At 67.3% G+C, this 14,504-nt stretch carries 13 protein-coding genes; 1 reads left to right on the top strand and 12 read right to left on the bottom strand.

The window, feature by feature from the left end; translation table 11 throughout:
• Positions 1 to 3: 3 nt before the first annotated feature.
• The 4 genes from ABE485_RS15455 to ABE485_RS15440 all read right to left on the bottom strand — a co-directional run bounded on the left by ABE485_RS15455 (position 4) and on the right by ABE485_RS15440 (position 4,697).
• Positions 4 to 579 (bottom strand): hypothetical protein, encoded by a 576-nt coding sequence (locus ABE485_RS15455; protein ID WP_346516148.1) that lies wholly within the window; start codon positions 577 to 579, stop codon positions 4 to 6.
• Between the two features lie 112 nt (positions 580 to 691).
• Complete coding sequence (locus ABE485_RS15450) at positions 692 to 1,660, bottom strand: Bug family tripartite tricarboxylate transporter substrate binding protein (RefSeq protein WP_346516147.1); 969 nt, start codon at positions 1,658 to 1,660, stop codon at positions 692 to 694.
• A 43-nt stretch (positions 1,661 to 1,703) separates the two neighbouring features.
• The gene (otnI, locus tag ABE485_RS15445; protein ID WP_346516146.1) at positions 1,704 to 2,489 is read right to left on the bottom strand and encodes a 2-oxo-tetronate isomerase; all 786 of its coding nucleotides are present in this window, start codon (positions 2,487 to 2,489) and stop codon (positions 1,704 to 1,706) included.
• A gap of 96 nt (positions 2,490 to 2,585) precedes the next feature.
• A complete protein-coding gene (locus ABE485_RS15440) occupies positions 2,586 to 4,697 on the bottom strand; it encodes a TonB-dependent receptor domain-containing protein (RefSeq protein ID WP_430795429.1) in 2,112 nt (703 codons plus the stop codon).
• A 224-nt stretch (positions 4,698 to 4,921) separates the two neighbouring features.
• Here ABE485_RS15440 and ABE485_RS15435 point away from each other — a divergent pair, with 224 nt between their 5' ends.
• Positions 4,922 to 5,236: a hypothetical protein gene (locus tag ABE485_RS15435; RefSeq protein WP_346516145.1), complete on the top strand. Its 315-nt coding sequence runs from the start codon at positions 4,922 to 4,924 to the stop codon at positions 5,234 to 5,236.
• Between the two features lie 93 nt (positions 5,237 to 5,329).
• Here ABE485_RS15435 and ABE485_RS15430 read toward each other — a convergent pair whose 3' ends face one another.
• The 8 genes from ABE485_RS15430 to ABE485_RS15395 all read right to left on the bottom strand — a co-directional run bounded on the left by ABE485_RS15430 (position 5,330) and on the right by ABE485_RS15395 (position 14,504).
• Complete coding sequence (locus ABE485_RS15430) at positions 5,330 to 6,379, bottom strand: ABC transporter substrate-binding protein (protein WP_346516144.1); 1,050 nt, start codon at positions 6,377 to 6,379, stop codon at positions 5,330 to 5,332.
• Between the two features lie 84 nt (positions 6,380 to 6,463).
• The gene (locus ABE485_RS15425; RefSeq protein ID WP_346516143.1) at positions 6,464 to 7,441 is read right to left on the bottom strand and encodes a CobW family GTP-binding protein; all 978 of its coding nucleotides are present in this window, start codon (positions 7,439 to 7,441) and stop codon (positions 6,464 to 6,466) included.
• The gene (locus ABE485_RS15420; RefSeq protein ID WP_346516142.1) at positions 7,441 to 9,099 is read right to left on the bottom strand and encodes an amidohydrolase family protein; all 1,659 of its coding nucleotides are present in this window, start codon (positions 9,097 to 9,099) and stop codon (positions 7,441 to 7,443) included. The genes ABE485_RS15425 and ABE485_RS15420 overlap by 1 nt, the downstream gene beginning before the upstream one ends.
• Before the next feature lie 5 nt (positions 9,100 to 9,104).
• On the bottom strand, positions 9,105 to 10,352 hold the full coding sequence (locus tag ABE485_RS15415) for a metal-dependent hydrolase family protein (RefSeq protein WP_346516141.1): 1,248 nt from the start codon (positions 10,350 to 10,352) through the stop codon (positions 9,105 to 9,107).
• A 27-nt stretch (positions 10,353 to 10,379) separates the two neighbouring features.
• The gene (locus ABE485_RS15410) at positions 10,380 to 11,261 is read right to left on the bottom strand and encodes an ABC transporter permease (protein WP_346516140.1); all 882 of its coding nucleotides are present in this window, start codon (positions 11,259 to 11,261) and stop codon (positions 10,380 to 10,382) included.
• A gap of 8 nt (positions 11,262 to 11,269) precedes the next feature.
• The gene (locus ABE485_RS15405; protein WP_346516139.1) at positions 11,270 to 12,316 is read right to left on the bottom strand and encodes an ABC transporter ATP-binding protein; all 1,047 of its coding nucleotides are present in this window, start codon (positions 12,314 to 12,316) and stop codon (positions 11,270 to 11,272) included.
• Between the two features lie 3 nt (positions 12,317 to 12,319).
• A complete protein-coding gene (locus ABE485_RS15400; protein ID WP_346516138.1) occupies positions 12,320 to 13,165 on the bottom strand; it encodes an ABC transporter permease in 846 nt (281 codons plus the stop codon).
• Positions 13,166 to 13,409: 244 nt separating this feature from the next.
• Positions 13,410 to 14,504, bottom strand: a complete 1,095-nt coding sequence (locus tag ABE485_RS15395) for a M14 family metallopeptidase (protein ID WP_346516137.1) — start codon at positions 14,502 to 14,504, stop codon at positions 13,410 to 13,412.

Genomic DNA, 14,504 nt, shown 5'->3' with positions numbered 1-14,504 from the left:
CGCTCAGCCGAAGCCCGGCTCACGCTGGGGCGTCGACAGCGGGTCGAAGTCTTCCCAATGGTTGTTGCGCCAGCGGCCATTGGCATGCTCCACGTCGGCGCCGCCGGCATCGCGCAGGATGCGGCAGGCCAGCATTTCGCGCTGCGGGCGCGTGCGCACGGCGACCATCACGCCGGCCTGGCGGATCTCGGCATGCGCGTCGGGATTGAAATGCCCGTGCTGGGTGGTGCCGTGCCCGGTCACCCACAGCGCGCCGAACAGCGACCCCAGATAGGCGCCCACCCCCGCAGCGGCCAGGATCGCCGCGATGGAGTCGCTGAGTTCCGACGCCACGAAGCCGCCGAACACCGCGAACACCGCGCCTACGCCCCCCGCGCCCAGATAGGCGCCCATGTCGGCGCGACCGGAATCCGGATCGGAACGCCGGTCGCCGCCCAGGGGAAAGCGGCCATGCTCGCCGGCCGGATTCACATAGAAGGTGTGGACGTCCCAGTCTGGAAAGCCGCTGGACGTCAGCCGGCTGGCGGCGGCTTTCGCCGCCTCGAAGCCCTCGAATCGGGCTGCTACGATCAGAGACATGGCAATCTCCTCGCCCGGATGCCGGGCAGGATGCTCATCGTTTCATCGTACGCCCGCGCCGGCCGCACCGGCTGCGGCGGTTACACCTTGCGGCGGCTGTTACGCGGCCCGCTCACTCGACCGAAATGGCCTTGCTGCGGATGACCGCACCCCAGCGCGCGTGCTCCGCGCGCGCATAGTCGGCAAATGCCTGCGGCGTGCTGCCGGCCGGTTCCATGCCTTGCCCGGAGAGCTGTTTCACGACGTCCGGCGACCGCAGCGCCAGCATGATCGCGTGGCTGAGCTTGTCCAGCACGGGCGCCGGCGTGCCGGCGGGCGCCACCACGCCCTGCCAGGCCGCGGCTTCGAACGCCGGGCCGCCCGCCTGGGCGAATGTCGGCACGTCGGGCAGCTGCGCGGCGCGTTGCGCGGCGGGAACGGCAATCGCGCGCAGCCTGCCCGCGTCGATCAGCGGCCGCGCGGCGGCCAGGTCCGCCATCATGACCGGCACCACGCCGGCGGCCACATCCTGCAAGGCGGGCGGCGACCCCTTGTAGGGCACCGCGGTCGCCCTGCCCTTGATGGTTTCCATGAACAGCTCCATCGCCAGATGGTGCGGGCTGCCGACGCCCAGGGACGCATAGCTTCCCGGCTGTTCGCGTCTCAGGTAGGCCGTCACGTCCGCCAGCGTGTGCAGGCCGGAATCCGGCGAGACCACCAGCACGATGGGCAGCGCCACCAGCGTCGACACCGGTGTCAGGTCCTTTTGCGGGTCGTAAGGCAGCCTGGCGTACAGCCAGGGATTGAGCGCCAGCGTGCTCATTCCCGCCGTCAGCACCGTGTAGCCGTCCGGCTCGGCGCGGGCGGCTTCCTGGGCCGCGACGATGGTGGCGGCTCCCGGCCGGTTCTCGACCACCACCGGCTGTCCCAGTGTTTCGCTGACATGCCTGGCGACGATGCGGGTGGCGATGTCGCTGCCGCCGCCCGCGCTGAACGGCACCAGCCAGCGGATGGGTTGGTCCGGATAGCCGGCGGCCAGCGACGCCGGCGCGGCCGCGGTCAGCGCCGCGGACAACAGCACGCGCAGCATGCCTTGGAACATGGGGGGACTCCTGTGATGCGGGTTAAGGCTGGGTGGGCGCCATTCAGGCCCGGGCGGCGCTCAGCCACCGCAAGCCGGCGGAGGTGGCCCCCACCGGCCGGTATTCGCAGCCGATCCAGCCGGCGTATTGCAATTCGCGCAGCACGCTGAAAATCCAGCCGTAATCGAGTTCGCCGCGGTCCGGCTCCTGGCGCAACGGGACGCCCGCGATCTGCAGGTGGCCCACCCTGCCGGTGGGCAGATACTGGCGCAGCTTCATGGTGACGTCGCCCTCGACGATCTGGCAGTGGTACAGATCCATCTGCACTTTCAGGTTGGGCGCGTTGACCGCCTGCACGACGGCATGCGCTTCGTCCTGGCGGTTCAGGAAATAGCCGGGGATGTCGCGCGTATTGATCGGTTCAATGAGCAGGGTGACCCCGGCCGAGCGGGCCTGGCGGGCCGCCCAGTCCAGGTTGTCGTGGTAGCAGTCCAGCATGGCCTGGCGCGGGGTATCGGGCGGCGCCACGCCCGCCATCACGTGCACGTTGGAGCACGACAGCGCCGTGGCGTAGGACAGCGCCTGCTCGATGCCCGCCTGGAACTCGGCCTGCCGGCCGGGCAAGGCGGCCAGGCCCCGGTCGCCCTGGGCGGTGATGCCGGGCGGCGCGTTGAAAAGCACCTGCGCGACGCCGGCCGCATCCATGCGTTCGCGCACGAAGGCGGCGGGCGCCTCGTAGGGAAACATGCATTCCACGCCCGCGTAGCCATCCGCCGCGGCGGCCGCATAGCGGTCCAGGAACGCATGTTCCGTGTACATCATCGACAGATTGGCGGCGAACTTCAGCATGGCGGGCTCCTGGCGCATTCTCAGCCGCCGCCGGCGGCGGCATCCGGGGAAAATATCACAGCCCGGCGCCGCCCCCAAACAGGATCAATACAGAGATCAATACGTCATGCGCACACCCAGCATCACGCTGCGCCCGGGCAGCGGCGCCACCGACGAGATGAACGACGCGTGGTTGTACGCCAGCTTGTTCAGCAGGTTGGTGCCGCGCAGGAAGACCTCGTAGCCGGTCGCGCCATATTGCCCGCGATAGGCCACCACGGCGTTGACCATGTTGTAGCCGGGCGTGGTGTCCTCATAGGCGGCGATGTCCTTCTGCGCGAACACGCGCGCGTACTCGATGCCGCCCGACCACTGCTGCCACTTCACATTGCCCCGCACGCCCGCGCGGGCGGCCGGAATGCGCGGCAGGTTGCCGTCGCCGCCGGTCAGCTTGCCGCGCACGTAGTCCCCGAACACCGCCGCCGAGAAAATCGGCGTGAACTGGTGGCGCAGTTCGCCTTCCACGCCGGTGAACTCCGCATCCTGCTGCGTGTACTCGATCAGGCGGAAATCCTCGTAGCGGTCCAGCGTATTGGCGTAGATGTAGTTCTTCACGCGGTTGTGGAACACGCTGGCCGAGAACGTGGTGTCGCCGGAGTGCTTGCGCAGCGTCAGGTCGATGTTGTGCGACGTTTCCCGGGTGAGGTCCGGGTTGCCCAGTTCATACGTGTTGGTGGCCAGGTGGATGCCGTCCGCGTACAGTTCCTGGGCGTTCGGCAGCCGCTGCGAACGCGACAGCGACAGCGCCACCGAATACTGGGGCGCGAAGTCCCAGATAGCCGCGGCCGACAGCGACGTGCCCGACAGGCTGTTGCGCGGCGCGCCGTCCGACGGCGAGATGCGCTGCCAGTCCTGGCGCGCGCCCAGCTCGAAGCGCCAGTCGTTCAGCTGGTATTCCTCCAGCACGAACAGCCCGTAAGAACGCGTTTTGCTGCGCGGCAGGAAGGCCTCTTCGCCATCGGCGCGGAAGTCGCTGTAGGCGTTCTGCATGCCGATCACGCCGCGCCAGCCCGCAATGGGCTTGTGCTGCAGTTCCAGCCGCAGGTCGTAGCCCTTGTTCTTGAATCGGGTGCCGACCTCGCCGCCTTCGATCTCGTCGTGCTGGTAGTCCGTCAGTCCGCCGCGCAGGCGGATCTTCTCGAATCCGGCGAACGGATCCTGGTATTCGGCGCGCAGGTCCATGCGATTGCTGCGCAGCTTCACGTAGGGCACGCCGCCATGCTCGTGGTCGTGGTCGTGGCCCTCTTCCTCGCCTTCGTGGTCATGGTCGTGGCCGCCGCAGTGCAGGTGGGTGCCGTGAGGATGGCACCCCTCGTATTCGTGGTTGTGCCCCGGCAGGCCGTATTCGCTTTGCAGGTGCGTGAAGGCCAGGCCGACGTAGCCCCGCGGCGTGATCCACGACATGCCGACCGACCCTTGCGTCGACTCGCTGTACGAGCCCTCCAGCTTACCGCCCGGCCAGTCCGGCACGTCGTAGTCGCTGGTGCGCCGCTTCATGCCTTCGACGCGCACCGCGAACTGGCCCTCGCCCGCGGTAATGCCCACTGCCCCGGCGCGCTCTTTCGTGCCCGTCGCGCCGCGCAGTTCCGCTTCCGCCGCAATGCCCTTTTCCGGCACCTCGGTCGGAATCTTCTTGTCCACCACGTTGACCACGCCGCCGATCGCGCCGCCGCCGTATAGCAGGGTGGCCGGTCCGCGCAGCACCTCGATGCGCTCGGCCAGCAGCGGCTCCACGGTCACCGCGTGGTCGGGGGAGATGTTCGACGCGTCCATCACTTCGGAGCCGTCCGACAGCACCTTCACGCGCGGCGCCGTCTGGCCCCGGATCACCGGCCGGCTGGCGCCGCCGCCGAAGGTGTCGCTGTTGACGCCGGGCAGGTTCTTGAGCGTGTCGCCCAGCGTGCCGTTGCGTTGCTCGATCAGCGCGTCGCCCTCCAGCACCGAAGCCGGCATCGTGGTGCTGTTCAGGTCCAGACCCAGGGGATTGGCGGACACCGTGATCGGCGCCACGGTCTTGACCTGCCTGCCATCGGCTTCGGTCTGGGCCTGGGCGACGGGCGCCATCAGCATCAGGGAGCACACCAGCGGTTTCAGGGGAGTCCGGCGACTTGCGCGACGGGGAATTGCCGTGCCGCCGGCGCTGTGGATCCCCTGCTTCTTACGTTTCATCTTTGCCCTCTCGGATGTTATATCATTACAAATAGCTTGCGGATGATATAACATTTCAGAAATGACGCAAGGGGCTGCCGGAATGCGATCGGGCCAAAACGGACCCGGACGGACCGGGTTGCGGCCCGCGCCATTTCAGCGGAACGAGCCCGCCAACAGACCGCCGCTGCCTCAACTCGTGATAAACAATCCGACCCCTCTGTCAGAGCAAGGCCGCACGGATCATGAGTTACGAATACCGATTGATGCTTTCTGGTTCCGGCTCGGCGCAACGCGTCCTGGAACGATTGAAAGCGAGCGAGGCTTGCAGCGAGGCTGGCCGCGATGAGGTCTGCCTGAAGGACCGGCGCCTTAATACCCTGGCCGCCTACGATATGCGGCTGATGAACGAGGACGGACGCTCGCTCTGGCTGGAGGTGAACTTCAGGTCCGCCGAATTGTTTCGCCTGGTGGAGGCGGCGTTGGACGGCCTGCCCTGCCGGTGCCTCGAGGACGGCGACCCCGATGACGAAGTGGCCCTCGTCACGGCGCTGGCATAAGCGCCCGCGCGGCGCGGCAGTCTGTTCAAGGGCAGTGGCGGCGCAAGGCGCTGGCGAGCCCCGACCGGGGCTCGCGCGCTGTCACCCGGCCGATCACCCCGCCTTGAATTCCTTGTTCCAGAACTCCAGCATTTCCGCCTTCTTCTCGGTCAACCCCTTCAGGTCATACGCATGCAGCAGCTTGACCTCGGCGTCCGAGAAGCCGACACGTTTCAAGGCCTCCGGCAGCGACGCATTGGTGACGGTGGGCGCATAGCCCATTTTCTCGGCGAAGCCGATCTGGCCTTGCGGGTCCAGCATGGCGTTCAGGTAGGCCCAGGCCGCGTCCTTGTTGCGGCTGTTCTTGGCCACGGCGGCTTCGAACGACACAGGCACGGAGCCTTCCTTGGGAATCACGAAGCCCAGCGGCAGGCCGCTGTCCTTCCATTGCAGCGCGCGCGCCTTCCACATGACTGCAATCGCGATCTCGCCCGACTTGAAGGCGGCGGCCACCGCTTCGTTGGACGGATAGATGCGCGGCGCGTTGGGCTTGAGCTTGGCCAGGAACCGCTTTCCGCCCTCGAAGTCCTTCGTGTTGCCGCCCGCGCCCAGGCCGACGAAGACGGAGTTGTAAAGATAAAGAATGTCCGAGAAGCCCACCTGTCCCTTCCACTTCGGATCCAGCAGCACTTGCAGCGAATCCGGCGGCGTGGGGAATTTCTCGGTGTTGTAGACCAGGGTCATGGCGCTGAAGATGTGCGGAATCGAGTACGGCGTCTTCAGCGTGTCGATGGCATGCGCCAGGTTGGGCAGCTTCTTGGCATCGACGGGTTCCAGCGTGCCGGAGCGCTCCGCGTCGTACATGTCGACCTCGCCCAGCAGCGCCACGTCCATGCTGCCGCGGCGCGAGTTCTTTTCCGCGCGCAGCTTGGTGACGCGGCCCACGGCATTGCCCGTGTCGTACACCACCTTCACGTCCTGCTTGGCGACGATGGGATTGATGATCTGCTGCAGCAGGTTCTGGTAATCGCCGCCCCAGGTGCCCACCACGATTTCCTTTTCGGCGGCATGCGCCATGCCGGGCACCCAGCCCAGGGCGGGCGCCAGGGCCAGGCCGGAGGCCGTCTTGATGAAGCCACGGCGAGTCAGGTTTTTCTCTTGCATAACAACCTCGTATCGAAGGGGACTAGCTACGATGCGCCGCGCGGCGGGCCATGCCCGGCCGAGCGGCCTTGGGTTCAACGACGTTCAGGCCAGCATCTCCACCGGCGCGTCCGGCGCCGACGCGCGGACTTCTTCCGCCTCGATGTCGCGGGCAATGACGATGATTGCGTCGCGCGCATCGGGCTGGCGGGTCAGGCGCTGCGGCGCGCTGAAGGTCGAGCCGACCGACTGGATCAGGATGGGTTCCTCGCAATCGCTGACGCGCACCACTGCCTTGACGCGCAACAGGCGTTCGCCGCAAAGGCCGGCCAGGTTGTCCAGCCATTCGGAAAATTCGGTCCAGCTGATGCCGGCGCGCGCGCGGGCGGCCATCACGCGGATGCGGGGATGCGCCGCGCCCTGCCCGCCCGCCGACAGCATCCGCGCCGCCAGGCCGGCCAGGTCCGCGACGCCCTGCGACGGAGCGAACGCCGCCTGCACCGCGCGCCGGCGGTCGGGGTCGGCGACGACGGCCGCCAGCGGATTCAAGGCTGCCGCCCGCCGGGCGCGCGCGTCCAGTTCCGATGGCGGCAGCAGGTCCGTCTTGGTCAGCACGATGCGATGCGCCGCGCCGAACTGCGCCATGGCCTCGTCCATTTCCGCCAGCGCATCGGGATCGCGCGCGCAGTCGTCGGTGCAGACCACGGTCAGGCGCAAGCCCCGGCCGGCCAGTTCCGGATCCGCCAGCGACGCGATGATCGGACCCGGGCGCGACAAACCGCTGCATTCCAGGACGACGCGGGCCAGCGGGCCGGCTCCCTCGGGCCGCGGCGCATCCAGCAGCGCGCTCAGCGTGTACACCAGGTCGCTGCGCAGCGAGCAGCACACGCAGCCGTTGGCCATCAGGGTCATGGGCACGTTGTCGCTGTCGTTGGCGACGATGGCGCCGTCCACGCCGACCTCGCCCGCCTCATTGACGATCACGCCCGTGTCCCTGGACTCCGGATCGCGCAGATAGTCCACCAGCAGCGTGGTCTTGCCGCTGCCGAGAAACCCGCAAAGCAGGAACAGGTCGACGGCCATCAGGACGCGTCCTCGCCGCTGTCGCAGGGCGATCCCGCCGGCGCTCCGCCCGTCGGCGGCCGTTCGCCGTCCGGGTCGTCCGCCCAGCTGTCCCTGACCATGGCGCGCACGTCCGCCAGCAGTTCGGCGGTGTCGTACACCACGCCCGACTTGATGGTGGTCTGCAGGCAGCGCTTCCACTCGACCTTGGCGGTGTCGTCGTTCAGGCGCATGGCGCCGGTGCCGAACAGCAGCTTGAAGTCGGTCAGGGGATTCTGGTCGTGGATCAGCAGGTCGGCGCGTTTCTGCACGTCGATGGAGCCGGTGTCCTCGTCGATACCCAGCAGCGCGGCGCTGTGGGAGGTTGCCGCACGTAGCACTTCGATGGGGTGGAAACCCGCCTCCTGCAGCAGTTCAAGCTCGCGGATGAAGCCGAAGCCGTAGATCTGGTAGATGAAGCCCGAATCGCTGCCCGCGCAGACGCGTCCGCCCAGGTTCTTGTATTCGTTGATGAACTGCATCCACAGCCGGTAGTTCTGCTTCCATTCGATCTCGTTGGTGGTGCTCCAGCGATACCAGTACGCCCCATGGCCGCCGCGCTGCGGCTGGAAGTAGCGCCACACGGCCTTCCAGGTGTATTCGTCGTGCCAGTCCGCGCGGCGCGCGCGCATCAGGTCGCGGTTGGCGTCGTAGATGTTGAAGGTGGGCACGAAGGTGTGGCCGATTTCCAGAAATTCGTCCATGACCTGGCGCCACTTGGCCGATCCCGGCTGCGCGGCCTGCATGAAGGTCTGGCCCGCGACCGCGAAGCGGTAGTACTCATCGCTGTAGTTGTAGTCGGTGGGAAACGACTGCACCACGCGGTCTTCGAACAGCGCCTCGGGCAGTCCGTAGTAGTGCTCCGAACTGGTAAGTCCCCAACGCGCGGACTTCAGCGCGTTCACGCGCGTCACCGCCATCTGCGCATGGTGGCAGCCCGAACGCAGGCCCTGTTTGGCCGCTTCGTCCAGCGCCGCTTCCATGATGGCGGGCGGGGCGCCAAAGAATTTGATGCCGTCCGCGCCGCGCGCGGCCAGCTTGCGCACCCATTCCCGGCCCTGTTCGGGCGTATGGATGGTCTTGACGCGATCATTCACCGCCGGGAACACCGAATGCACGATCATGCGCGGCGCCGCGATCTTGTTGGCGGCGGACAGCTCGCGCTGCTCCATTGTCCATCCCAGTCCGCCCATCGCGCCCATCTCGCGCACGGTGGTGACGCCATGCGCCAGCCACAGCTTGTAGATGTAGTCGGCGGGCGGCACGATGCCGCTCATCGCGTGATACGGCGTGCCGATGTGCGCGTGCGCGTCCACGAAGCCCGGCGTCACGAACTTGCCGTGGCAGTCGATCTCGTGGTCGCCCGGACCCGGCCGACGCTTGGGGTCGATGGCCTTGTGCGGTGTGCCCACGTTGACCAGCGCCGTGATGCGGTCGTTCTCGATCACGATGTCCACCGGCCCCCAGGGCGGCGCCCCGGTGCCGTCGATGATCGTGGCGCCGCGCAGGATCAGCCGCGGAAACGGCCCCAGCCCGCGGTCGCGGGCCGCGGGCGCGGAAGGCGGATGCCAGCCCTTGGCGGCGTTGACGTCGCGCGACTCTTCGCCGACTTCCGATTGCGAAAACGTGGGATCGCTCATGGCGCCTACACCCCCAGTCCGTTGTGTTCGATTTCGCCGCCCTTCATGATGAGGGCGATATGTTCGCCCTGCCCCAGCAGGCAGGAGAGGTCGCGGTACGGGTTGCCGTCCACCAGCAGCACATCCGCCAGCGCGCCCGGCTGGATGCGGCCAAGCTGGCCCACTTGGTTCAGCACTTCGGCGGCGGTGGTGGTGGCGCACTGGATGACCTCCTGCGCGGACAGCACCTCGCGACGGATGCGGAACTCGTCGCTTTGCAGGCGCTGCGACGGGCCCAGCAGATCGGAGCCGTAGCCGATCTTCACGCCGGCCTTCTTGTAGATTTCCAGCGAGTGCAGCCCGGCGGTGCGCACGGTGGCGATCTTTGCGACGGAATCCGGTGGCAGGCCGTAGTCGGCGCCTTCATTGGCCAGGGCCTCGTAGGTCACCAGCGTCGGCACGACGAAAGCGCCCTTCTCCGCCATGAAGCGCGCCACGCGCTCATCCACCAGGTTGCCGTGCTCGATGGTGCGCACGCCGTTGCGGATGGCGCGCTCGATCGCGTCCGCCGTGTAGGAATGCGCCATGACATAGGTCTGGCGGCTGGCGGCCTCGTCGACGATGACGCGGATCTCTTCTTCCGAGTAGCCATAGGAGGCGATGGGGTCGGTGGGCGACGCCACGCCGCCGGACGCCATCATCTTGATCTGGTCCGCGCCCATCTGCAGTTCCTGGCGCACCGCCTTGCGCACGTCGTCGATGCCGTCGGCCACCCGGCCGATGTCGCCGGCCCGGAAGCAGCAGCCGCAGAAGCTCATGGGACGCAGGTGATCCGAGCGCGGGCGCGGATCGCCATGGCCGCCCGTCTGGCTGATGGCGCGGCCCGAGATGAACAGGCGCGGCCCCTTGACCGTGCCCTCGTTGACCGCGCATTTCAGGCCCCAGCCCGCGCCGCCCGCGTCGCGCACGGTGGTGAAGCCGCGGCGCAGCATCGCCGCCATGATGGGCACCGCCCGCATCATGACCAGCGCATCCGGCAGCACGCCCTGCGTGCTGAGGTTCAATTGCGTGGCCAGCACGTGCACGTGCAGATCGATCAGGCCGGGCATCAGCGTGCGGCCCGCGGCGTCGATCACACGGGCGCTGGCCGCGCTGATCGGCTTGTCCGACACTTCCTTGATGACGCCGTCCTCCACCAGCACATGGTGTCCTTCCAGCAGATCCGCCTGCAGGGGATCAAGCAGGTTCGCGTTCTTGAACAGTACAGCAGCCATGAAGATTTCCTTGTGGTGGGATCGTGATCAGGACGCCATGGTCTTGATATAGCGGCGGTGGATCAGCCAGTTCGAGAGCAGGGCGATGATGAGCGTGCCGCAGACCAGGATGACGGCCAGCGCGGCGCCGAACGGCCAGTTGGAGGCCTTGGTGATCTGGTCGTACAGCGCGGGCGCCATCATGGTCAGGCCCGAACCGCCCAGCAGCACCGGCGTGGCGTATGCGTTCATGCAGAGAATGAACACCAGCATGGTGCCCGCCGCCACCCCCGGCGCGGCGATGGGCAGCACGATGCGGCGGAAGGTGGTGAAGAAGCTGGCGCCCACGTTGCGCGCGGCCTCTTCCACCGACAGGTCCATCCCTTCCAGCACGCTCTGCAGCGTCAGGATCAGATAGGGCATCACCACCGCGGTGGTGCCGATCACCACTGCCGTGGGCGTGTACATCAGGGTCAGCGGCTTGTCGATGATGCCCAGCCCCTGCAGCACGGCGTTGACGACGCCGGCGTTGCCCAGCGCCACCATCCACCCGGCCGCGCGCACCACGTTGCCGATCATCAGCGGAAACACCAGCAGGATCACGAAGAGGCTCTTGTACCGGCTCTGCGTGCGCGCCAGGAAATACGCCACCGGAAACCCCAGCACCAGCGCCAGCACCGTGCACAGGGCGGCAATTCCCAGCGTGGTGAAGAAGATGTCGCGGTAGTAGGGATCACCGAAGAACTTGGCGTAGTTCTCGAAGGTGAAGGCGGTCTGCATCATCTCGACCGGATCGAAATGATTGAAGCTGTAGCGCGCCAGCTGGAGGATGGGAATCATGATGATCACCAGCACCACCAGCGAGGCCGGAAAGGCCAGCCCCGGTCCCAGCCAGCGGCTGGGGCGTCCGTCCTGCGTTGCGGTCGTCATCGCGCCTCCTATTGCGTGAACGCAACGCAATCGTCGGGCTCGAAGCACGCATAGACGCGCGCGCCCGGCGCCGGCGGCGCGCCGCGCACGCCGCCGTTGACGATCTGGCTGATCATGCGGTCGCCGCCGTCGAGCTGCACCCGCACCTCCAGCACCGACCCCAGATACAGCGACGACTCGACCACGCCCGCCAGCGCATTGCCGCCCGACGGCTGGTCCTGCAGGCGGACCCGTTCGGGCCGCACGCCCACGTGCGTGGCGCCGCCGCCCCCGGGCGCCGCGATCTGCTGACCCGCCTTGGTCTGGAACAGGTTGTCGGCCTGGCCGCGGCCGGTGAAGACGTTCATCTTGCCCAGGAAGTCCGCCACGAAGAGATTGGCGGGTCGCTCGTACAGCGTATCGGGCGCGCCCACCTGCTGCACGATGCCGTCATGCATGATGGCCATCCGGTCCGCGATCGCCAGCGCCTCTTCCTGATCATGCGTGACGAAGACGGTGGTCAGGCCCAGGCGCTGCTGCAGGGCGCGGATTTCCTCGCGGACTTCCAGGCGCAGCTTCGCATCCAGGTTGGACAGCGGTTCGTCCAGCAGGAACACCTTGGGCTCGATCGCCAGCGCGCGGGCAATCGCCACCCGCTGCTGCTGCCCGCCGGACAGCTGGCGCGGATAGCGCTCGCGCAGTTCGGTCATGCGCACCATGTCCAGCACGCGCCGGATGCGCGATTCGCGGTCGGCCTTGGGAACCTTGTGCATCTCCAGCCCGAACGCCACGTTCTCGGCCACCGTCATGTGCGGAAACAGCGCATAGCGCTGGAACACCATGCCGGTGTCGCGCTTGTGCACCGGCAGGCGCGTGACGTCGGTTTCGCCGATGCGGATGCGCCCTGCCGTGGGCGTGATGAAGCCGGCGATCATCCGCAGCGTCGTGGTCTTGCCGCAGCCGCTGGGCCCCAGGAACGTGACCAGTTCGCCTTCCGCGATCTCCAGTGAGAAATCCGACACCGCCACCGCCGCGCCAAACTGCTTGCGGATGTTTTCGATCGAGACCTTCGCCATTTCTTACACCACCTGACTCAGTTTCACATAGCGGTCGGTCACAAGCATGATGATGCCCAACAGCAGGATTTGCACGGAAGCCACCGACGCGATGGTCGGGTCCAGATTGAATTCGAGGTACTGCATGATCGCGATGGGCAGCGTGGTCCGGCCCGGTCCCACCAGCGACAGTGACAGCTCCAGGTTTTCGAACGACACGACGAAGCTGAACAGCGCCGCGGCGACGATGGAAGGCCGCAACATGGGCAGCGTCACGCGCATGAACGCGACCGGGGCGCTGGCGCCGAGGTTGCGCGCGGCCTCCTCGATGGAGCCGTCCAGGCCCGCCATGCCCGCCGTGACCAGCCGCACGGTCCACGGAATCGTCAGGCACACGTGCGCGATGACCAGCCCGCCGAAGGTGCCGACCAGGTCCTGGTCCAGCACCTCTTCGGCGCGCAGGTAGAACAGGTAGATGCCGACGCCCGCGACAATGCCGGGGATCAGCAGCGGCGACAGCAGCAGCGTATTGATGCCCTTGCTGCCCTGGAAGCGGTAGCGCGCGATGGCGACCGCCGCGAGCACGCCCATGACCACGCCGATGAATGCGGCCACCAGCGAGACCTGCAGGCTGAACAGGAATCCATTGGCGAACGCGGGGTTCTCCCAGGCTTTCACGTACCAGGACAGCGTGTAGCCGGACGGCGGGAAATAGAGGATGGCGTCCTTGAAGAAGCTCAGCCAGACCACCAGCACGATGGGGCTGAGCATGAACGCATACATGAGGACAACGAAGACACGGTGCAGCCACGTGGCCCAGGGGATCACGCGCAATGGCTTTTCCCGCGAGGCCGCGACGGCTGAGTTCAAAGGAGGCGCGTTATGCAAATCCGGTTCCTTTCAGCAGCTTGCCGGCTCTGTTTGAAACTCCTCCGGAGACTCTATGGCTCCTCTGGTTAACCAAAGGATATAGAGGGGTTGCTGCGCGGCTCAACTAGGGATAACCCACGACATGCTGAAAGTCGCGGGTTATCCCTGCGAGTGCGCCACAAGCGGTGCAACCCGCCTAGGCGCGGGCGCGGCGCAGGTGCAACCGCCGGGTTCACGCAGACGGCTAGCGCTCGTTTTCCAGGCCGCAAAGCGCCTGCAGCACGGCGACGCGGCTCTGGCCCAGCACCATGCCGTGCCAGTCGTCCTGGCCGCAATAGAAGGCATCCAGCGTGGCCTGCAGGATGTCGCGGCGCAGCGCGTCGCCGGCCTCGGGATGCGCCCGCAGCCAGTTGCGGCCCCGCAGCGCCTGCACGACGTCGCTCCAGGGCTGGGTGCCAAACTCCAGGGCCATCGACGTCGACGTGGATGCCGGGCAGGCCTGGTAGACCAGGCCTGCCAGATGGCCGGTAATGTCCACCGACGCCGAGCTGCCCTGATACGGCACGGCGATGTCGCTGCCCCACCATAGCCGCGCGCGCGCCACTTCCGTGTCGTCGCGCCTGCCGGCGTAGATTTTCTCGCCGTGCCCGCGCGGACCCAGGCCGGTATGCACGTCGATCCAGCCGATGCGCGCATGGCGGCTGGCGTGATCCTGCAGGATGCGGCGCAGGTTCAAGAGGGATGCCGCATGGCGGTCGCCGCCATAGAACAGGCCATCGGCATGCGTGTACTGGCCGCGCGAAACAGCCTGCGTCGTCGCGGGCAAGCCATGCAGCTCCACGTGGCGGGCGATGGCCTGGCGATTCTGCTCGGTGGGCGGCCATTCAGGCGGCAACAGCAGGCCGTGCAGCTCGGCATATCCCGGATTGGCCGGCAACGGCCCGCCATCAAAGGGCTGCGCGTTGCGGTTCAGGTCCACGTTGCCTTCGTCGGTGCGCGAAATCCACGAGAACCCGTACGGATTCACCGCGTGCACCAGCAGCAGCGCCACGCCCGCGCGGCGTGCGCGTTCCAGCATGGGCGCGTCATCCAGCAGCGCAAGCTGGCAACCCGACCCGCAGAAGCCTTCGACGCCGTGCGTGGCCGACGTCATGATCAGCACCCGCGGCGCGTCGGCGTCGCCGATCAGCGCCACGTCGGTGGCCAGCGCCTCGCCCTGGCTGCCCGCTGCCTCGATAGGATAGGACTGGACGCGCGCCGCAAGCTTCCCGGCCGCGGCCAGGAAGCGCTCGCGCGCCTGCGCATAGCTGCTGGAGAAAAAACTGGTCGATGCTTGCAT

The organism is Achromobacter spanius, from assembly GCF_039673305.1.
Classification (GTDB): Bacteria; Pseudomonadota; Gammaproteobacteria; order Burkholderiales; family Burkholderiaceae_B; genus Achromobacter; species Achromobacter spanius_F.
Note: the sequence above shows the minus strand (reverse complement) of the source record. Positions and strands in the feature narration are given on the sequence as shown.